This is a genomic window from Streptomyces sp. NPDC037401 (assembly GCF_055602345.1).
The window spans coordinates 1-20,073 of the sequence record NZ_JBVJWO010000020.1 but is presented as its reverse complement, the minus strand read 5'-3'; the positions used below and the strand labels follow the sequence as shown (position 1 = coordinate 20,073).

At 72.8% G+C, this 20,073-nt stretch carries 17 protein-coding genes, 1 tRNA gene and 1 pseudogene; 9 read left to right on the top strand and 10 right to left on the bottom strand.

Going from position 1 to position 20,073, the window contains the following annotated elements; genetic code table 11:
* Positions 1–7: 7 nt before the first annotated feature.
* Entirely contained in the window at positions 8–769 is a 762-nt protein-coding gene (locus ACZ7H1_RS22105) for an HNH endonuclease (protein WP_470788919.1), read from the top strand.
* 18 nt (positions 770–787) lie between these two features.
* On the opposite strand, the gene ACZ7H1_RS22100 is transcribed toward ACZ7H1_RS22105, so the two are convergent.
* Both ACZ7H1_RS22100 and ACZ7H1_RS22095 read right to left on the bottom strand, forming a co-directional pair.
* Positions 788–1,786: a hypothetical protein gene (locus ACZ7H1_RS22100; RefSeq protein ID WP_470788917.1), complete on the bottom strand. Its 999-nt coding sequence runs from the start codon at positions 1,784–1,786 to the stop codon at positions 788–790.
* Positions 1,787–1,818: 32 nt separating this feature from the next.
* Positions 1,819–2,355 (bottom strand): GNAT family N-acetyltransferase, encoded by a 537-nt coding sequence (locus tag ACZ7H1_RS22095; protein WP_470788915.1) that lies wholly within the window; start codon positions 2,353–2,355, stop codon positions 1,819–1,821.
* A gap of 222 nt (positions 2,356–2,577) precedes the next feature.
* On the opposite strand from ACZ7H1_RS22095, the gene ACZ7H1_RS22090 reads away from it, so the two are divergent.
* Positions 2,578–2,754 carry a hypothetical protein gene (locus tag ACZ7H1_RS22090; RefSeq protein ID WP_470788913.1) on the top strand — a complete coding sequence of 59 codons (177 nt, stop codon included), beginning with the start codon at positions 2,578–2,580 and terminating at the stop codon, positions 2,752–2,754.
* Positions 2,755–2,836: 82 nt separating this feature from the next.
* Positions 2,837–3,169: a hypothetical protein gene (locus tag ACZ7H1_RS22085; RefSeq protein ID WP_470788912.1), complete on the top strand. Its 333-nt coding sequence runs from the start codon at positions 2,837–2,839 to the stop codon at positions 3,167–3,169.
* Between the two features lie 74 nt (positions 3,170–3,243).
* Here ACZ7H1_RS22085 and ACZ7H1_RS22080 read toward each other — a convergent pair whose 3' ends face one another.
* Complete coding sequence (locus tag ACZ7H1_RS22080) at positions 3,244–4,545, bottom strand: DUF445 domain-containing protein (protein ID WP_470788911.1); 1,302 nt, start codon at positions 4,543–4,545, stop codon at positions 3,244–3,246.
* Positions 4,546–4,676: 131 nt separating this feature from the next.
* Between ACZ7H1_RS22080 and ACZ7H1_RS22075 the strand changes: the two genes are divergently transcribed.
* Entirely contained in the window at positions 4,677–6,035 is a 1,359-nt protein-coding gene (locus ACZ7H1_RS22075; protein WP_470788909.1) for an SGNH/GDSL hydrolase family protein, read from the top strand.
* Positions 6,036–6,982: 947 nt separating this feature from the next.
* Here the strand turns inward: ACZ7H1_RS22075 and ACZ7H1_RS22070 are convergent.
* Entirely contained in the window at positions 6,983–7,462 is a 480-nt protein-coding gene (locus tag ACZ7H1_RS22070; protein ID WP_470788907.1) for a GNAT family N-acetyltransferase, read from the bottom strand.
* A gap of 185 nt (positions 7,463–7,647) precedes the next feature.
* Positions 7,648–8,340: a DsbA family protein gene (locus ACZ7H1_RS22065; RefSeq protein ID WP_470788905.1), complete on the bottom strand. Its 693-nt coding sequence runs from the start codon at positions 8,338–8,340 to the stop codon at positions 7,648–7,650.
* 172 nt (positions 8,341–8,512) lie between these two features.
* On the opposite strand from ACZ7H1_RS22065, the gene ACZ7H1_RS22060 reads away from it, so the two are divergent.
* Complete coding sequence (locus ACZ7H1_RS22060; protein WP_470788904.1) at positions 8,513–9,943, top strand: NAD(P)/FAD-dependent oxidoreductase; 1,431 nt, start codon at positions 8,513–8,515, stop codon at positions 9,941–9,943.
* A 107-nt stretch (positions 9,944–10,050) separates the two neighbouring features.
* Here ACZ7H1_RS22060 and ACZ7H1_RS22055 read toward each other — a convergent pair whose 3' ends face one another.
* From ACZ7H1_RS22055 to ACZ7H1_RS22040, 4 genes and pseudogenes are all read right to left on the bottom strand, one after another.
* Entirely contained in the window at positions 10,051–11,766 is a 1,716-nt protein-coding gene (locus ACZ7H1_RS22055; RefSeq protein WP_470788902.1) for an FG-GAP repeat domain-containing protein, read from the bottom strand.
* Between the two features lie 179 nt (positions 11,767–11,945).
* Entirely contained in the window at positions 11,946–13,664 is a 1,719-nt protein-coding gene (locus ACZ7H1_RS22050; RefSeq protein WP_470788900.1) for an FG-GAP repeat domain-containing protein, read from the bottom strand.
* 40 nt (positions 13,665–13,704) lie between these two features.
* A pseudogene (locus ACZ7H1_RS22045) lies at positions 13,705–13,917 on the bottom strand (UTRA domain-containing protein); the annotation flags it as partial.
* Between the two features lie 31 nt (positions 13,918–13,948).
* A tRNA-Thr gene (locus ACZ7H1_RS22040) sits at positions 13,949–14,022 on the bottom strand.
* Between the two features lie 190 nt (positions 14,023–14,212).
* On the opposite strand from ACZ7H1_RS22040, the gene ACZ7H1_RS22035 reads away from it, so the two are divergent.
* From ACZ7H1_RS22035 to ACZ7H1_RS22020, 4 genes are all read left to right on the top strand, one after another.
* On the top strand, positions 14,213–15,301 hold the full coding sequence (locus ACZ7H1_RS22035) for an ABC transporter ATP-binding protein (RefSeq protein WP_470788899.1): 1,089 nt from the start codon (positions 14,213–14,215) through the stop codon (positions 15,299–15,301).
* 84 nt (positions 15,302–15,385) lie between these two features.
* Positions 15,386–16,936, top strand: coding sequence for a hypothetical protein (locus tag ACZ7H1_RS22030; protein WP_470788898.1), 1,551 nt, complete (start codon positions 15,386–15,388; stop codon positions 16,934–16,936).
* Positions 16,937–16,974: 38 nt separating this feature from the next.
* Entirely contained in the window at positions 16,975–17,388 is a 414-nt protein-coding gene (locus ACZ7H1_RS22025; protein ID WP_470788896.1) for a hypothetical protein, read from the top strand.
* 68 nt (positions 17,389–17,456) lie between these two features.
* Positions 17,457–18,224: a nucleotidyltransferase family protein gene (locus ACZ7H1_RS22020; RefSeq protein WP_470788895.1), complete on the top strand. Its 768-nt coding sequence runs from the start codon at positions 17,457–17,459 to the stop codon at positions 18,222–18,224.
* Positions 18,225–18,304: 80 nt separating this feature from the next.
* Here ACZ7H1_RS22020 and ACZ7H1_RS22015 read toward each other — a convergent pair whose 3' ends face one another.
* Entirely contained in the window at positions 18,305–19,894 is a 1,590-nt protein-coding gene (locus ACZ7H1_RS22015; protein ID WP_470788893.1) for a DoxX family protein, read from the bottom strand.
* Between the last annotated feature and the right edge of the window lie 179 nt (positions 19,895–20,073).

Here is a 20,073-nt window from a genome sequence, read left to right as displayed (position 1 = left end):
ATTTGCCATGCGAAGCCCTTCCTGGACCTGGGATGAACTCCTGCTTGCGTGCGCTCTCGTCGTCAGGAACGGCTGGCGGGAGCTGCGCAGCGACGATCAGGCAGCCATCGAGCTGTCAGAGCTGCTGCGTGCCCTCCCCCTCCCGGGCCGGGAGGGGATAGCACAGCAGCTGCCTGCGTACAGGTCCCCGGACAGCGTCAGCCGCAAGACGACCGACCTGGCTTCGAACCACCCTGCATACCCGGGTCGGCCGACCAAAGGCGGGCAGCTGGGCAAGCAGGTGATCAACCAGTTCATCGAGCGGGAGCGGGAGATGCTCCAGGCCGCAGACGCCATCGCCACCGGCATCGGCTCGGGCGAGCTGACGCTCATCCCGGAGCAGCCTGAGGAGACGGCCGAGGACGGCACAACTGCCCTCGAAGGGCGTTTGCTGGCGCGTTGGGCCCTGTCGAGGGAGAGGAGTCCAGCGCTCCGCCAGCGCAAGATCGAGCAGCTGAGACGCAAAGGGCTTCCCCTGCAGTGCACGGTCTGCAGGTTCGATTTCGGCGCTGTTTACGGGCCGCTCGGAGAGGGGTACGCCGAGATCCACCACGTGCTGCCGCTTCACGTCTCGGGCCCGCGTGAGACCAAACTTGATGATCTTGCCGTGCTCTGCTCGAACTGTCACCGCATGTGCCACCGCAGCCACCGTGGAACAGCCTGGCGGACGCCGGAGGAGCTGCGCGCAGAGATCAGCAGGGCATCCGTCATCCGCTCCTCCCGCCTTTGACTGCTGCGCCGTGCACAGTTACAGCGGCAGCTCCAGTTGGGTGTGGCCGCGGGCTTGGGCGTGGGGTGGGGTGGGGCGGGTGGAGGCCAGGGTGAGGAGGGTGCGGAGGGCCGTGACCACCTCGTGCGGGGTCGTGCGGATGATCGACGGGGTGGCGCTCGCGACCAGGATGCCGTGGGACTCCAGGCGGAGGCGGCGGCGGAGGGTGGCCTGCCAGGAGTCGCGGGTGTAGTGGTACTCCGCCGAGTCGATCTCCAGGGCCACGCCCTCGTCGGGCCAGTAGGCGTCCGGGGAGGCCAGGAAGGTGCCGTCGGGGGTGTAGAGGCGGGCGTTCCAGAGCGGGGGCGGCAGGTCGGCCGGGGCGAGGGCCTCGCGGGCCTGGGCCTCGGCGATCGAGCGGACGCCCGCGATCAGTTCGGCGGCCGCCGCACGCGCCGCGGGGCGGCCGAGGGCGCGGCCGGCGCGCAGTTCGGCGTGCAGGTCCTGGGGGTGGCACCAGCCGGACTGGACGACGTTGGCGAGGACCGAGCGGACCAGGTCGGGGTCCTGGGTGCGGGCCGCGAAGTCGGCTGCGGCGCGGATCGGGCGGGCGCTGGGGACCCCGGAGAGGGTGATCGTGGAGGGCCAACGGGTGGTGGGGACGGGGTGGACGCCCGGCACGGCGGCGACCCGGCGGGGTGCGCGGACGAGGACGTGCGCGGGGGCGGGCGGGGCACCGCGGACGCCGAGGAGGGCGAGCGCCGCGCCGCCCGTGAGGGCCGCCGTGGCCCCGGAGAGCGGGTCGGCAGCCGGCTGGGCGGCGTAGAGGACGGCGGACAGGGCGCGTTGGCGGTGGTCCGGCGGTCCGGTCTGGAGCAGGTGGACCCGGGGCAGCAGGCGCTGCCAGGGCCCGCCGGGGCGGGTACGGCCGGCGATGGTGGCCGAGGGGATGCCGGCCTGCCTGAGCTGGTGGGTCGTGGCCAGGTTCAGCTGGCGCTGGGCGATACGGGCGAGTGCGGTGTTCCCGGTCGTGATCATGCCCCTGATATGCCCGGCGGCCGGCGGGTGATTCAGACCGCCGGGTGGCCTGGGGCGAGGAAGACGACGACGCCGTTCTCGGTGCCCGGGAGCGGGGTCATCTCGTGCCAGCCCAGGCGCCGGTACGTGGCGACGGTGTCGGTGGCCTTGCGGGCGGTGAGCAGCCAGGCGCGGGCGTCGGGGGCGTCCGCGGCGATCTCGGCGAGCAGGGCCCGCCCGGTGCCGTGGCCGCGGGCGTGGGGGCGTACGGCCAGTTCGTCTATCTCCAGGGCGCCGACCAGGCATTCGGTGACCCGCTGCGGACCCAGCTGCGCGGCGACGTGGCGGTACGCGCGGTCGGCGGGGAAGGGCGCGGCGGTGAGCCAGGCGGTGGCGAAGCCGTCGATGCCGGCCGGGGACTGGGCGAGGGCGGTGCGGAAACCGGGTCGCCGGGTGGCCGCCTGGAGTCGGGCACTGAACTGACGAATGGTTTCTTCGTCTTCGTTCCACGGCGGGGCGGAGAAGACCTCGGCATAGGCGTCGACGAGCTCGTCCGAGAGGTCGAGGACGGCCTTTCCGTAGCAGATCACGATTGTGGGCTCCTGGGCGGGTTCAGGGGGTTGGGAGGGTTTTCTCTTCCGGAGAGCGAATCTACGCCGGGCCGGTTCCCGCCGGGGCGCCTGCGCAGAAACGGAGGGTGTGCGACAAATCCGACCTCTGGGCGACCGCAGAGACGGCAGTGAGCCGTGTCGTGGTGCGGGCCGGGGCGTTGAACGGGTGTCAGTCACGGCCGGTCGGACCAGGGGGCCCCTTTGTACAGACTGCTGCTCGGCGCGGGCGGCTGCACCGTCGCGTTCTTCCTCGTCCTGGGCGTCGTGGCGATGCTGCCGCGATCCGTCCAGGAAGCAGTGCCCGACGCCGTGATCGGCGGGGCCGTACTCGTCCTGGGGCTCATGGGCGCCGCCGGGCTGGCCCGGAAGCCGCGTTAGCCTCGACGGCGGACGACACACGGCAGACGGCAGACGGGAATGCCGGCAATCGGCACGGGCGCAACGGCGTAAGGAGCAGGCAATGGACATGACGGGCATGGCACGCGTGGTGCGTGAGGCGCAGGTGCCGTCGGCGGCAGTGGCCGCCGCGGGGCTGGTCGGCGGGTACGCCGTGGCCCGCTGGACGGGCAAGCGCCCGCTGGGCGGAGTCGTCCTCGGCACCGCCGGTGCAGTGGCCGTACGGGAATGGAACCGGCGGGCCGGGGCCCCGGCCGCCGCCGCGCTCGGCGGCCTCTACCTCGCCGGATTCGCGGGCTCGCACCCGCTGGCCAAGAAGGTGGGCGCCTGGCCTGCGGTGTTCGGCGTCGCGGGAGTGGTGGCGGCCGCGGCCTGGAGCGTCGCCGACCGCGGCTGACCCCGCACCCGCCCGACCGCAGCCCTTCCCGTGCCCCGCCGGGCACGGGACGGGGAGCGCGGCACCCCCGGCGCTCAGGCCCCCAGCGCCCGCGAGGCGGAGTAGATCAGCAGACCCGCCAGCGCGCCGACCACGGTGCCGTTGATCCGGATGAACTGCAGGTCGCGGCCGATGTGGGCCTCGATCTTGCGCGACGTGTGCTCGGCGTCCCAGCCCGCCACCGTGTCCGTGATCAGCGAGGTGATCTCGCTGCGGTACGTCGTGACCACATACACCGCGGCGCCCTCGATCCAGCCCTCGACCTTCGCCTGGAGCCGGCCGTCCGTCGCCAGCCGCGCGCCCAGCGACATCAGCGACGACCGCACCCGCAGCCGCAGCTCGCTGCGCTCGTCCTCAGCCGCCGAGATGATCATCGAGCGGACCGCCGACCAAGCGGAAGCGATCACGTCCTGCACCTCGCTCCGGGCGAGGATCTCGGACTTCAGCCGCTCCACCCTGGCCCGGGTCTCCGTGTCCGACTGCAGATCGACGGCGAAGTCCGCCAGGAACCGGTCGACCGCCCCCCGCGCCGGATGCTCCGGCATGTCCCGCATCTCCGTGACGAAGCGCAGCAGTTCCTTGTAGACCCGCTCGCCCACCTTCCGGTCCACGAACCGCGGCGTCCACCCCGGAGCCCCGCCCTGCACCGCGTCCATCACCGACTCGCCGTGCGTGACCAGCCAGTCGTGCGCCTTCACGCACACGAGGTCCACGACCCGGCGGTGACCGCCGTCCGTGACGATCTTCTCCAGGGTCTTGCCGACACCGGGCGCGATCTCCGCCGACTCCGCCCGCCGCGTGATCGCCTCGCCCACCACCGCCTGGACGTCCGCATCGCGCAGCACCGTCAGCGCACCGCGCAGCGCGGTCGCCAGCTCCTCCGTCACCCGGTCCGCATGCTGCGGCTCCGCCAGCCACGCCCCGAGTCGGCCGCCGATCCCCACCGCCCGCAGCCGCGTGCTCACCACGTCCGACGAAAGGAAGTTCTCCCCCACGAACTCGCCCAGCGAGACACCGAGCTGGTCCTTCTTCGTCGGAATGATCGCGGTGTGCGGGATGGGCAGACCGAGGGGATGCCGGAACAGCGCGGTGACCGCGAACCAGTCGGCCAGCGCACCCACCATGCCGGCCTCCGCAGCCGCGGCCACGTAACCCGTCCAGGCGCCCGCGCCCGAATTCTGGGCCCACTTGGCGAGCACGTACACCACGGCCACGAGCACCAGCAGACCGGTCGCCGTCGCCTTCATCCGGCGCACGCCCCGGCGCTTCTCCTCGTCGGCCGCGGAGTACCCGAAGATGCCCGCTCTGGCTTCTGTACTGTCCTCTGTACGTCCCACCTGTCCTGCCCTTCCCCCCTGTCACGTACCGTTCGTGCCACTGTCGCCTACATGACCGACTCCCGGGACGCGCCACGAGTTCCCGGCGTACCCCATTCCGGCGAACCGCCACCGGAGGAGGAACTTCCGCCATGACCGCCCGCAGCACCGCGACCCCTCGCTTCCCCACCAGGAAGCGCCGCACGCTCCTCCGCGTGCTGGCGGCCACGGCAGCGCTGCTCACGACCGGCTGTTCCACCTCCGAGGTCAGCCCCGGCGCCGGCAGCAGCAAGCAGTCCCCGGGCGGGACGGTCGACGACGGCGGGCCGATCACCCCGAGCTGGGTCGGCACCTGGTCGGCACCGCCGGTGGAGGCCGAGCCGGACACCTACCTGCACGGCCACACCGGCCGGACCTTCCGCAACGTCGTCCACACCAGCGTCGGCGGTACGCGCGTACGCGTCACCTTCTCCAACCTCTACGGCCGCACCCCGCTGCACATCGGCCGCGCCACCATCGGCCCGGCGGCCGGCCGGGACGCCACGGTCTCCCGCGCCGAGTCCGGCGACGGCACCACCCTGGCCGCCGCGCTGCCGGGGAGCCTCGTTCCGCTCACCTTCGGCGGCGCGTCCAAGGTAACGATTCCCCCGGGCGACGAGGTCGTCAGCGACGCGGCCGAAGTGGACGTCCCGGCGGACGCGGACATGCTCGTCAGTACGTACTCCCCGGCCTCCGACGAACCCAGCGGCCCGGTCACCCGGCACCCCCACGCCCGGCAGACGTCGTACGCCGCCGACGGGGACAGCACGGACGACGAGACCGGCCGCACCTTCACCGAGGAGACCCGCTCCTGGCGGCAGCTCGTCGCCATGGACGTCCTCACGGACACCGCCCGCGGAACCCTCGTCACCTTCGGCGACTCCATCACAGACGGCTTCGGCTCGACGCCCGACACCAACCGCCGCTGGCCGGACGTCCTCGCCGGACGCCTGCGGGAGGGGAACGGGCCGCGCCTGGCGGTGGCGAACGCCGGCATCAGCGGCAACCGGCTGCTCAAGGACGGCACCGGCCCCAGCGCGCTCGAGCGCTTCGACCGCGACGTGCTGGCACGGCCGGGCGTACGCGTGCTGGTCGTACAGCTCGGCACGAACGACATCCTCAAGTCGGCGCGCCTCGCCAAGCCGGACCGGATCGCGGACGCCCTCACCGAGCTGCGGAAGCGGGCGAGCGCCCGCGGCATCCGCGTCGTGGGCGCGACGCTGCCGCCGTTCCGGGGCCACCACGGGTACGAGGCGGAGCGCGAATCCGTACGGCGGAGCGTGAACGCGCGGATCCGGGAGGGCGGCGTCTTTGACGAGGTCATGGACTTCGACCGGATCCTGCGGGACCCGGACTCCCCCAGCCGCCTCCGCCCCTCGTACGACTCGGGCGACCACCTCCACCCCAACGACGCGGGCTACGCCGCGATGGGGCGCCGATTCGACGTCGCACTGCTGTCGGCCACGGCGTAGCCCTTGGCCTGGCGGGGGCGCCTGCGGCGCGGCGGGGGTGCGGTACCGGTCCGGCCGCGGCCCGGTGGGGCTGCGCCCGCGCCCGTCCGCTGCGCTTGGCCTGGAGGGTGGGGTGCGGGGCCGACCCGGCCGCGGCCCGGCGGGGGCTGCGCCCGCGCCCGTCCGCTGCGCTTGGCCTGGAGGGTGGGGTGCGGGGCCGGTCCGGCCGGGGCCCGGCGGGGGCTGCGCCCGCGCCCGTCCGCTGCGCTTGGCCTGGAGGGTGGGGTGCGGGGCCGGACCGGCCGGGGCCCGGCGGGGGCTGCGCCCGCGCCCGTCCGCTGCGCTTGGCCTGGAGGGTGGGGTGCGGGGCCGGACCGGCCGCGGCCCGGCGGGGGCTGCGCCCGCGCTCCGCGCGGGCTGGGGACACCCACCCGCACCACCCGTGCGGCCGGGAGGGCATCGCTGAGGTCTCCCAGTGGGCCGTCGCCCGCCGTCGGCGGCTTCCCCGCCGTGCACACCTCCGTCTTGCGGCCTGACGGCCGCCCCGCCGAGCTCTACTGCCGACAAGCGTCCGCCGCCGGACAGCCACGGCGGAATGGCCACCGCTGGCGGCCTATGCCCGGCCACGGCCGGTCCGGAGGCCGCCAATTGACCGCGGCCGTGTAGCGATCCGTCGCGCGTCTTTCCGCCCGGAGGGCGGGCCCGCGCCCCAGGCCCGCTCCGCGGGCACAGGGGGAATGAGGATGGCCCCGTCCCCCCTGCCATCCCTCCCCCTCCGGGGGATGCTCGCAAGTCTGTGGACTTCCGGGACGACGCCTGGAGTCAAGGGTGGAGCGAAGCGGAATCGCGAAGCGACGCGACCGAAGGGAGCGCCCTTGACGCCGGGCGGCGGCACGGACGGACACTCAGACATGCGGGCAGACCACGGAGAACCCCGCCACCCCGACCCACGACAAGTTCGGCTGCCGTCACCCCGCCCGGCCGCCCAGCGTGCGCAGGGCCTCGTCCGAGACCCGGTAGACCGTCCACTCGTCCTGGGCCACCGCGCCGAGCGACTCGTAGAACGCGATCGTCGGTGCGTTCCAGTTCAGCACGGACCACTGGAGCCGCTCGTACCCCCGCTCCACGCAGATCCGCGCGAGCTCCGCGAGCAGCTCGCGCCCGTGGCCGCCGCCGCGGAACTCCGGCCGTACGTACAGGTCTTCCAGGTAGATCCCATGGACGCCCTGCCACGTCGAGAAGTTCAGGAACCACAGCGCGAAGCCCGCCACGGCTCCGTCGTCCGTCTCCGCGATGTGCGCGAACGCGGCAGGGTGCTCGCCGAACAGCGCCGCCCTCAGCTGCTCTTCCGTGGCACGGACCTCGTGCAGGGACTTCTCGTACTCCGCGAGCTCGCGGATCATCGCGTGAACGGCGGGAACGTCTGCGGGAGTTGCCTTACGGATCATGCGCGCAGCCTAGAGCGAGAGCATCGACTCCGCGACGTGCACCTGACCGTCGGCGAATTCCGTCTCCTCGCCGTCGTCCTCCACGTCCCAGAGGGCAGCCCCTCGATGAACTCGCGCCCGGCCTCACCGTTGAACACGAGCTGCGTCTCGACCAGTTCCCGCGGAATCCCGATCACACAGGGACCCTACGCCGCCCCCACCCCCGCCGCCTTCAGCGTCTCGGCGAACGCCTTCCCGTCGAACATCGACCGGTCCTTGGCCCCCACCGGCTTGCCGTCCACCAGCACCAGCGGCGTCCCCTGCGCCCCCGATGCCTCGAAGGCCTTCTCGGACGCCTCGACCCAGTCCGCGTACGTCAAGCCCTTCACGGCCGCGTCGAAGTCCGCGCCCCGCAGCCCGGGCACCTTGTCCGCTATCCGCAGCAGGTGGTCGTCCGTGAACGCCTCCTTCGGCCGGCTGGCGAAGACAGCCGCCTGGTACTCCGCGAACCTGCCCGCGTCGACGGCCGCCCGCAGTGCGTTCACGGCCTTCACCGAGCCGCTGCCGCCCTGGTCGAGGAAGGACGCGAGGACGTACTCGACCTTCACCTGACCGGCTGCCGCGGCCTTCAGCAGCGTCTCGCCACCCGCCTTCTCGAACATCGCGCAGTACCCGCAGTGCGGGTCCACCATGACCCGCGCGGTGTGCGGCGCCTTCGGGTCGCCGACCACGATGTCCGTGCCGTCCACCCGCGCGGGCAGCTTCGCCAGCACTGGCGCGACGGGGCTCGTCCGGACCGCACCCCCGCCTTCCGGCGTACTGCCCGTACTGCCCGTACTGCCCGCACCGCCACACCCGGCCACCGCCGCCCCGAGCGCCACCACGACGGCCCCAGCCACCACGGCCTTCCTCACACCCCTCGGCACGACACGCAATGCAACACACCTCACTCGATAACCAACAAAATCCCCAATCGACCCTAAAGCACCCCCACCCCCAGCCGCCTCGGCCATTCGGCCCGCACACCCCCGGCCCTGGACACACATGCGAACGGGGGTGTACCACTCCCCCATGACGCGCGCGAAGATCACACGACACCCCGACCAGACGGCCGGGACGGTCAACGGCGGCATCTCCTTCTGGTACGCCCAGGACGGCACCCCGCAGCCCCGCGAGCCCCTCGCCGGCGACGCCACGGCGGACGTCTGCATCGTCGGCGGCGGCTACACCGGCCTGTGGACCGCGTACTACCTCAAGCAGGCCGCGCCCTTCCTCCGCGTCACCGTCCTGGAGCAGAAGTTCTGCGGCTACGGCGCCTCCGGCCGCAACGGCGGCTGGCTCTACAACGGCATCGCAGGCCGCGACCGCTACGCCAAGCTGCACGGCCACGACGCCGCCGTCCGCCTCCAGCAGGCCATGAACGCCACCGTCACCGAAGTCGTCGACACCGCCGCCAAGGAAGGCATCGACGCCGACATCCACCAGGGCGGGGTCCTGGAGGTCGCCTACACCCCCGCCCAGCTCGCCCGCCTCAAGGCCTTCCACCACGCCGAGACGGAATTCGGCGAAACCGACCGGGCCCTCTTCGGCGCCCGCGAGACCGCCGAACGCATCCGCGTCTCCGGCGCGGTCGGCTCCGCCTGGACCCCCCACGGCGCCCGCATCCACCCGGTGAAGCTCGCCAAGGGCCTCGCCGCCGTCTGCGAGCAGCTCGGCGTCCAGATCCACGAGTCCACCCCGGTCACCGAGATCGCCCAGGGCCGCGCCGTCACGCCGTACGGCACCGTCCGCGCCCCCTACGTCCTGCGCTGCACCGAAGGCTTCACCGCGAACCTCAAGGGCCAGAAACGCTCCTGGCTCCCCATGAACTCCTCCATGATCGTCACCGACCCGATCCCCGCCGCGATCTGGGAGGAACTCGGCTGGGAAGGCCGCGAAACCCTCGGCGACATGGCCCACGCCTACATGTACGCCCAGCGCACGGCCGACGACCGCATCGCGATCGGCGGACGCGGCGTCCCGTACCGCTTCGGCTCCCGCACGGACAACGACGGCCGCACCCAGCCCGCCACCATCGAGGCCCTGCGCGACATCCTCGTCGGCTTCTTCCCGCAGCTGGCCGGCACCGGCATCGCCCACGCCTGGTCGGGCGTGCTCGGCGTGCCCCGCGACTGGTGCGCCACCGTCACCCTGGACCGGACCACCGGCCTCGGCTGGGCCGGCGGGTACGTCGGCAGCGGCGTGGCCACCGCCAACCTCGCCGCCCGCACCCTGCGCGACCTCATCCAGCAGGACTCCCAGCAGGCCGGCCCCACCGACCTCACCGCCCTCCCCTGGGTGAACCACAAGGTCCGCCGCTGGGAACCGGAACCCTTCCGCTGGATCGGCGTCCACGCCCTGTACGCGGCCTACCGCGAGGCGGACCGCCGGGAGGCCGCCACCCACACCACGGCGACGGCCCCCCTGGCCCGCATCGCGGACCGCATCTCGGGCCGCCACTGAACGGCGCCCAAGCCCCCTCCCCCCACACACACAAGCCCATGAACGAGGGCCCCGGCGCACCTGCGCCGGGGCCCTTCACACTCGACCGACCGCTACGACAACGACCGCTAGAGCAGCGTGCGGTAGCCGTTCCAGCCGCCGCCGACCTTCACCCGCGGCGCGAACGGCGCAGCGGCGTCGCCCGTGCCCTTGTGCAGCCACAGCACGCCCGCCGCGTCCCGCGCCAGCAGGTCCGCCTTGGTGTCGGAGTCCAGGTCACCCGGCGCGCTGAAGGCCGTGTAGCCCTGCCACCCCGTGGCCGTCTTCACCTTCGGCGCGAACGGCGCAGCCACCTTGCCCGTGCCCTTGTACAGCCACACCGCACCGGCCGCGTCCCGCGCCAGCAGGTCCGCCTTGCCGTCACCGGTCACGTCACCGGCACCGGTCAGGGCGTTGAACACGCCCCAGCCCGCACCGAGCTTGACCCGGGCATCGAACGGCTTGGCCGCCTTGCCCGTACCCGGGTACACCCACATCGTGCCGTTGGTGTCCCGCGCCAGCAGGTCCGCGCGCTTGTCACCCGTCACATCGGACACGCCGGTCAGCGAGTCGTAGATGTTCCAGCCCGCACCGACCTTCTTGGGGTCCCACAGACCGCCGTCGGTCCCCGTCGGGTAGTTCCACAGCACGCCCGCCGCGTCCCGCGCCACCACCGGGCCGCCGGTCATCTGGACCTTCACCGGGGACAGCTTCGCGACAGCGGTGTACTTGCCCCACTCCTCGCTGTAGAACTCACCGCGCTCGAACACCCGCGGCGACTTGCCGGTGCCCTGGTGCACCCACAGCTTGCCGTCCTTGCCCTGCGCCAGCTGCAGGTACCGCTCCTTGACGGGAATGCTGCTGCGGACGCCGAAGACCCCCTGCGCGCTCGGCCCCTCGCCCCAGCCCGAGGTGTACACCTGGTACGAGGCGTCGACGCCGATCTTCCACGCCGGCGAGGTCGCCGCCGCCTTCACGCGGAACGACACCTTCACGTCCGCTCCGCGCGCCGCGACATCGCACGACAGCCCCTCGTACCTGAACTCCCCGGGGACAAAGGTGCAGTTCGAGGTTCCCGCGCCGCCGGAGACCGAGACCAGCTCGACCTTCAGCTCGCCCGGGTCCCACGGCCGCTGGCCGCGCGCCGGGCCGAAGCCCAGCTGCAGCTTGCCCGCGTCCAGCGCCTTGACCGTCACCGACTGGGTGACCTCGCCGCCCGCCGGCACCTCCGGAAGCGACAGCGTGAGCTTGTTCCGCGCCACGTGCGCTGCCGTCAGCACGGTCACCGAGTGCGGCTCGACCCTGCCCTTGACCGGCGAACTCGCCGCCAGCTGCGCCTTCTTCACCGCAGCCTTCAGGTCCGAGCCGCGCGGCGCGTACGCCACACCGAAGTGGACCTTGCTCAGGTTCTTGGTCGACTCACCCGCGAACACGGCCGGTCCGACGAAGCCGGTGTCCTCGCCGGTCGGGCACAGGTACACGCCCTTGACCGTCGGCGACGCCGTACACGTGTCGTCGACCTGGGCGCGCATCCCCGCCGGCAGACCGCCGTTCGCCCAGGACGCGTCGGTCAACGGCGCCTTGGACATCGCGTACACGAGGGTGCCGTCCGGCATCCCGTCGACCAGGTCCGGCCGCAGCAGGGCCATCGACCCCTCGCCGGGCGCCACCACGTGGTCCTTGAAGGTGAACGCGTAGTCATCGCTCCCCGCGGCGAACGCAGGCACCGACCCGGCGGCCATCAGCACCGCCGATCCCCCGAACACCCCGAGACGCGTCGCGCCCCGTCCCAACAATCCGCGCATATCGCGCTCCACAGTGTGAAGGCGGCATCGTGCTGCCGCTGCAACGTCATGTTCCCCTCATGACGTGCGCGGACCGTATAACACATGCTTTCGTTACAAAGTAACGCCCCCCGCCCACAAGGGACGGGGGGCGTCACATCAACCCATCACCGCTGCTCAGACACCACGGGTCAGAGCGGCTAGAACAGCAGGTTGAACTTCTGCCAGCCGCCGCCGACCTTCACCCGCGCCGCGTACGGCTTCGCGGCGACGCCCGTGCCCTGGTAGTACCAGAGCACGCCGGACGCGTCCCGCGCCACCAGGTCCGCCTTGCCGTCAGAGTTCAGGTCACCGGGCGCGACAACGGAGTTGTAGGCCTGCCAGCCGGTGCCGATCTGCGCCCGGCCGCCGAACGGCTTGGCCGCCGCACCCGTGCCCGCGTACAGCCACTGCCTGCCCGCGGTGTCCCGCACCACCAGGTCGGCCTTGCCGTCACCGGTCACATCGGTGCCGCCCACCAGGGAGTTGTACGCACCCCAGCCCGCGCCGACCCTCGTCCGCGGACCGAACGGCGCCGCCGTGTTGCCCGTACCCGGGTACAGCCACAGCACACCGGCGGTGTCCCGCGCCAGCAGGTCCGCCTTCTTGTCGCCGGTCAGGTCACCCGCACCGGCGAGCGAGTTGAAGGCGTTCCAGCCGGCGCCGACCTTCAACCGGCCCTTGTAGATCCCGCCGTCGCCGCTCATCCGGTAGAACCACAGCACACCGGCCTTGTCCCGCGCGACCGCACCGGGACCGCTGCTCTGCACCGTGACCGGGCCCAGCCGGGTGATCGCGGAGTACTGGTTCCAGTTGAGGCTGTAACCGACCAGCTCGGCGTCGTGGAAGATCCGCGAGGCCTTGCCCGTCCCGCGGAAGTCCTGCAGTTCGCCGGCCGAGTCCCGGCCCACCAGCCGGTAGCGCTGGACCATCGGCACGGAACTGCTGATCGCGAAGTCGCTGTACTTCTCCGGGTTGCCCGTGCCGAAGGTGTACACCTCGTAGAGCATCGAAGCGCGCAGCTTCCAGGCGGGCGTCGTCGCCGCGGCCCGCAGCGTGTACGTGACGGTGTAGTCGCCGGGCTTCTTGATGTCGCAGCGGGCCTCGCTGCCGTAGCCGATCTCGCCGAGCACGTGGTCGCACTCCGCGGCCGCCCCGCCCGTCGAGGTGACCGAGTCGACGCCGACCTTCAGCTCGTTCTCGTCCCAGTTCCGGTAGCCCGGCGCGGGCGGCAGGCTGATGCTCAGCTTGCCCTTGTCCACGGCGTGGAGCTTGACCGTGTGCTGCACCGTGCCGCCCGCGGGCAGCACCGGCGTGGTCGGCGTCATCGTGTTCAGTGCGACGTGGGCCTTCGACTTCACCGTGACCGTCGCGTACGCGCGCCGGGGCCCCACCGGCTTGGAGCCCGCGGTCTGCGCCTCCTTGATCCCCTTGTTCACGTCGCCGCCGCGCGGCACGTACACGAGTCCGTAGTGGACCGTCGCGCCGTGCGCCGCGCCGCTCGCGGCCGAGACGTCCGGCCCCGGGTTGGAGTCCTTCACGTCGCACAGGTACACCCCGGCGAGCCCGGCCTTCGCCTTGCAGCCGTCGGTCGGGTCGACCTTGAGCCCGCTCGGCACGCCGCCACTCGCCCAGGACGCGTCGGTCAACGCCTTCTTGCTGAGGGCGTAGACGTACGTACCGTCGCCGCGCCCGTCGACCTGTCCGCCGGTGCCCTGGGGCGACAGCCACACCCAGCCCTCGCCGGGCATCAGGACCTTGTCCTCGACCGGGTCGAAATAGAACGTCGGATCCCCGGCCGCGTGGGCCGCGCCGGCCCCCAGCACCCCGCCGGTCGCCAGCATCACAGCCGCCGCCCCGGCACCCAGAACTCTGCGCAAAGCATCCCCCTACGTATCTCAGTCGGCGGACGCTAACACGCCCCGCCGACGGCATCCGGCACCGGATCTCCTCCCGGAAGTGCACCGGCCCCTGCCCCAGCTCGGCGAGCCGGGCGTACGTCCCGCCCGGCCCGGTGTCGGCCGCGGTGATCGCGGCCCCCGCCACCAGCTCCCCAGGCAGGTACGACACCGCAACCATCACCGGCTTCCCGTCCAGCACGAACCGCCGGCTCCGCACGCACGCAACAGGGCCCCGGGTGGTCACCCGGGGCCCTCGGTTGCCGAGCCCCCTGTCGGATTCGAACCGACGACCTACGCATTACAAGTGCGTTGCTCTGGCCAGCTGAGCTAAGGAGGCATGCCCGTGCAGTGTACCCAGCCCGCAGAAGAGCGTCCGTCGCATATCTCACGGGGCCGGAGCGCTCCGGGGTACTGACAGATCGGACACCGCCAGGTAGCGTGCCCGGGAAGTTCACCCTGTGGACTAGACCCATCCTTCCTTACTCGGATCGTCCGGCACGTTCCTGCCGGTGAGGGGACGCATCACCATGGCTTCTGTCACTTTCGACAAGGCGACCCGGCTCTACCCGGGCTCTGACAAGCCCGCCGTCGACGCGCTCGAGCTGAGCATCGAGCACGGCGAGTTCCTCGTACTCGTCGGCCCGTCCGGCTGCGGCAAGTCGACCTCCCTGCGCATGCTCGCGGGTCTCGAGGACGTCAACGGCGGCGCCATCCGCATCGGCGACCGCGACGTCACGCACCTGCCGCCCAAGGACCGGGACATCGCGATGGTGTTCCAGAACTACGCGCTGTACCCGCACATGTCCGTCGCCGACAACATGGGCTTCGCCCTCAAGATCGCCGGCGTCGACAAGGCCACCATCCGGCAGAAGGTCGAGGAAGCCGCCAAGATCCTCGACCTGACCCAGTACCTGGACCGCAAGCCGAAGGCCCTCTCCGGCGGCCAGCGCCAGCGCGTCGCGATGGGCCGCGCCATCGTGCGCCAGCCGCAGGTCTTCCTCATGGACGAGCCGCTGTCCAACCTGGACGCCAAGCTCCGCGTCTCCACCCGTACCCAGATCGCCTCGCTCCAGCGCCGCCTGGGCATCACCACGGTCTACGTCACCCACGACCAGGTCGAGGCCATGACCATGGGTGACCGCGTCGCCGTGCTCAAGGACGGTCTGCTCCAGCAGGTCGACACCCCGCGCAACATGTACGACCGCCCCGCGAACCTCTTCGTCGCCGGCTTCATCGGCTCCCCCGCCATGAACCTGGTCGAGGTCCCGATCGCCGACGGCGGCGTGAAGTTCGGCGACAGCGTCGTGCCGGTCTCGCGCGAGGCGCTGTCCGCCGCCGCCGACAAGGGCGACCGCACGGTCACCGTCGGCGTCCGCCCCGAGCACTTCGACCTCGTCGAGGAGGGCGGCCTCGCCGTCACCGTCAACGTCGTCGAGGAGCTCGGCGCCGACGGCTACGTCTACGGCACCGCCGAGGTCGGCGGCTCCGCGCAGGACCTCGTCGTCCGCGTGAACGGCCGCCAGGTCCCGGAGAAGGGCTCCACCCTCCACGTCGTCCCGCGCGGCGGCGAGATCCACGTCTTCTCCACCTCCACCGGCGAGCGCCTCGCCGACTGACGACCGGCCCACGGGTACGTCGTACGTACGGCCGTCCGGACCGCACCAGTGGCCCGGACGGCCGTTCCGCCGCAGCGTGGGCGCATGGCATCCGACCTGCGTCTGCGCCTCACCCCGCGCCTGACCGGGCGCACCGGCCCCGGCGGCCGGCGGCGCGTGAGCGCGCTCGCCGTCGTGGCCCTCGCCTACACGGCCGTCCAGCTGCTCGTGGTGGTCCCCGGCACGGCTCTCGGCTGGGACGAGACGGTGTACGTCAGCCAGGTCGCCCCGCACGCGCCCGCCGCGTTCTTCAGCGCGCCCCGGGCCCGCGGCATCACCCTCCTCGCCGCGCCCGTCACGCTCCTCACCTCCGACCCCACCGTGCTGCGGGTCTGGCTGAGCCTGCTGTCCGGCGCGGGCCTCTTCCTCGCCTTCCGGGTCTGGCGGCCGCTGCTGCCCCCGGCCCTGCCCGCCACCGCCGCGGCCCTGTTCGCCGGCCTGTGGATCACGCTGTTCTACGGTCCCCAGGTCATGCCCAACCTGTGGGTGGCCTTCGGCGCCGTCGCCGCCGTCGGCTGCTTCCTGCGCCGCGCTCCGCTCGGCCTGGCCGGCGCGACCGCCCTGGTGGCCCTGATGCGCCCCGGCGACGCCGTCTGGCTGGTCCTGCCCCTGCTGGCCGCCGCCCTGCTGCGCCGGGCACCGGTCCTCGTCCTCGCCCTGTGCGGCGGCGCGGCCCTGGGCGCCGCCGAGTGGGTCGTCGAGGCGTACGTCCGCTACGGCGGCCTGTCGGCCCGGCTGCACCGGGCGAGCGAGATCCAGGGCGAGCTGGGCTGGCAGATCGCCGTCGACGACCAGCTGCGGTCCCTGGACGGCCGGACCCTGTGCCGGCCCTGCGACGTGCCCTGGGACCGGCCCGTCACGGCCCTGTGGGTGATGGTGCTCCCGGTCGCCGTCGCGGCGGGCCTCGCGGCCGCGGGCCGGGGCCTGCGGCCGGTGCTGGTGCCCGCGACGGCCGTCGGGGCGGCGCTGGCGTTTCCGTACCTGCTGCTCATCGGGTACGCCGCGCCGCGCTTCCTGCTGCCCGCCTATGCGCTGCTTGCGCTGCCCGTCGCGGCGGGGATCGTGCGGCTCGTGAGCGGGGCGGGCCGGTCCGGGCGGCGGGTGACCGTACCGCTCGTGCTGCTGTGCGTGGCGGTGGCCGGGCACGGGGCCGTGCAGTTCGCCGTCCTGCACGGGGCGGCCGAGCGGGCCCGTGCGACACGGGTGGCCTTCGGCCGGGTGGCTGCCGAACTGCGCGCGCAGGGGGTGCGGCCGCCGTGCGTGCTCACCGGCCACGAGGCGGTGCGGGTGGCGTTCAGGCTCGGCTGCTCTTCGCGCCAAGTCGGCGGCCACGACGGGAGCATCACGGTCGGCGGGCTCCAACGGGCCGCGCGGGAAAGGCCGGTGGCGTTGCTGTGGACACCGGGGAGGCCGCTGCCGGAGTACGCGCGGGGGTGGCGGCGGCTGCCGCTGCCCGCGCTGCTGGGCAGTCCGCGCTACGAGGCGTACTTGGCGCCCAGTGTGACAAATACCCCGGCAGAACGGTCATTTCGATCCCCGTACGTCAACACCCCATTCGAAAAGCCACGTCGAACCATCCCTCGACAGGGTGACTAAATGTCGCCAAATCTTCACCGAGCGCTACTCTCGCCCTCGTGACCCACACTGCCCGCCGTATCGGCCGATCGCTCGCCCTGGTCCTGCCCGTCGTCCTGGTCCTCTCCGGGACCCTCGCGGTCACCATGGTCCCCTGGGCGGACAATTCCTCCTCCCAGGTCCTCACCGCCGCCGCCGAGGACGTCTCCCAGCCCGCCAAGGCCCGCGCCCCGCACGAGGTGCTGCGCGACAAGCTGCTGGGCGAGCTCCAGGACCGGAAGGACCCGGGGACGGTCCTCACCCACCTCCAGCAGGAGGTGAACAGCCGGCCTTCGCTCGCCGGGTACTGCGGTCAGATCGCCAAGGCCCTGGGGCGCGCCGCCGCCGACCTGTACGGGCCGACGAAGGCGCAGACGTACGCCCGTCCCGCCTGCGACACGTCCTTCGCGTCCGGCGTCGCCTCCTTCGGCTGAGCCGGCCCGCACCTCCGCCGCCCAGGCGGTTCACCCGTCCGTGATGCGCCCGGCATAGGCTGCGGTGCATGACGCCAGACCCCTCCACCGCTGCACCTGCAGACCCTGCGGCCGCGTTCCCCGCCGCCCCCACCCAGGCCGTGGTCCTGGCGGGCGGCCAGGGTTCGCGGCTGCGCCCGTACACCGACGACCGGCCCAAGCCGATGGTGGAGATCCCCGGCACCGGGGTCCCGATCATCGGGCACCAGCTCGCCTGGCTGGCGGCCGAGGGCGTCACCGACGCCGTCGTGTCCTGCGGGCACCTCGCCGAGGTGCTCCAGGACTGGCTGGCCAAGGCCGACCTTCCGCTGCGCGTGACGACCGTCGTCGAGACGGAGCCGCTCGGACGCGGCGGCGGCCTCAAGTACGCCGCGGCCCACCTCCCGCACCCCGACCGCCCCTGGTACGCGACCAACGGCGACATCTGGACGCGGTTCTCGCTGCGCGAGATGGCCGCCTTCCACGAGGAGCGGGGCGCGACCGCGACGCTCGCCCTGGCCCGGCCGCGGATCCCGTGGGGGGCCGTGGAGACCAACGAGTTCGGCCACGTACTGGACTTCATCGAGTCGCCGCCGTCGCCCTATCTGATCAACGCCGGTGTGTACGTGTTCTCCGAGGAGTTCGCCTCCCTCCTGCCGGACCTCGGCGACCACGAGCGGACCACGTTCCCGCGGCTGGCGCGCGAACGCCGCCTGGCGGGCTTCCCGTTGCCCCAGGGGGCCTACTGGCGGGCGATCGACACCGCGAAGGACCTGACCGAGGCCGCGAAGGAGCTGGCCGCTCAGAAGGCGCTCTGAGGCTTCCGGCGAGCCCGTACGCGGAAGGGCCCGGCACGCGGTGTGCGTGCCGGGCCCTTCCGCGTACGGAAGCGGTGCCGTCAGCCGAGGAGGCCGCCGACGAGTCCGGGCTTCTGCTCGGGCTCCTGTGCCCCGCCGGTGCTGCCGCCGCCGCCCGTGGTGCCGCCCGAGGAGCTCGGGCCGCCGGAGCCGGAGGACGGGGGCCGGGGGGTGTTCTGGCGGGGGGCGGTCGGGCTGCCGCCGGTACCGCGGGTCGCGGTCGGGGACTCGGCGTCCGGAGTGGTGCGGCGGGTGGTGCCGGGGGTGGTGCTGCTGTCCCGGGTGGCGGCCGCCGGCGTCGAGGCCGCCACGGAGGGCTCCGTACGCCGGACCGGCTGCTTGACGGGCTTGCGGGTCTTCGTGGGCTCCTGCGGGAGCGGCTGGCCGGGGAGGTAGTTGCTGGGGGTCTCGTCCGGGCCCGGCACGGTGACCACGGTGGTCGACCGGACGGCACCGCCGAGCACCGAGCCGACGAGCAGGGTCAGGCCGATCAGCACGGTGGCCATCATGGCGCCGCGCCGCAGCACGCGCCGGCGCAGCTCCCACAGTTCGGAGCGGGGGCCGAGGGTGCGCCACGCCTCGCCGGCGAGGCGTCCGTCGATGGAGTAGACCGGGGCACCCGCGATGATGAGCGGGCTCCAGGCGGCGAGGTAGATGATGTCGGGGGCGTCGTACGCCGGTACGGTCTTCCAGCTCACGGTCATCAGCAGCGCGGCGGACAGCAGGGCCCCGAAGCAGGCGGCGAACCGCTGCCAGAGGCCGAAGACCGTCAGGACGCCGACGATGACCTGGAGGAAGGCGACGGTCAGGCCGGCGCCCACCGGGTGGGAGAGGGCGAAGTCGCGCAGCGGCTCGGCGAGGGCCCAGGGATGCAGGGTCCGCAGCCAGGTGACCATGGAGCCGCGCTCGCCGCCGTCGAAGTACACGGGGTCGCAGAGCTTGCCCATGCCGGCGTAGATCGAGATGAAGCCGAGGAACACGCGCAGCGGCAGCAGTACGACGCCGAGGTTCATCCGGCGGCCGGGGTAGTAGCCCTGGCGGTCGGCGGCGTCGGCCGGGTGTCCGGCGGCGCGCCTGCGGGCGGCCTCGTCGGCGGCAGCGGCGGCGCCGAGTTCGTCGGGGGCCGGTCCGTCCGCATACCCGTCGTAGCCGCCGGGTCCTGCGTAGCCGCCGTACCCCCCGCCGTATCCGCCGTAGTCGCGTACGGGGGTGAGGAGTTGGGTGTCGTCCTCCCGGTGGCTGCGCTGGCCGATGACGGTGGGCGTCGGCATGGTGTCCTCGGCCAGGTCGATCCGGGGGATGACCTGGGTGGTGCCGCCGTCGTACGACTGCAGGCCCTGGCCCGCTTCGCGTACGGCTTGCAGGAGGCCGCCGGTGGCTGCGCCGTCGGGTGACTTGCCGCTCCACACCACGGGGGTCCGGCGGCGGGTCCGGACGGAGGCCCCGGCCACGGCCGCGGCGCCGCTCAGCGCGGGGACCCGGAGCGGGCCCGCGGGCCGGCGGGAGGTGGCGGCGAGCTGCACGCGGAAGCTGGCGTGGTTCACGATGACCTGCGCCGGGTCGCACGGCACCTTCAGCATGCTCAGCGCGGGCTGGTCGTCGAACCTGGGCGTTCTGGTGTCCACACTCATCTAACCGAGTGATGAGTGTTTAGGACACTGCCTTGACAGCAGGGATGTGTCCGAGACCCGTCAAGATCCGGCCACCTGCCTGGCCTACACGCGCGGCCGGGGGGGGGGGGGGGGGGGGGGGGGGGGGGGCGGAGGGGGGGGGGGGGGGGGGAGAGGGGGGGGAGGGGGATTGCGCAAAA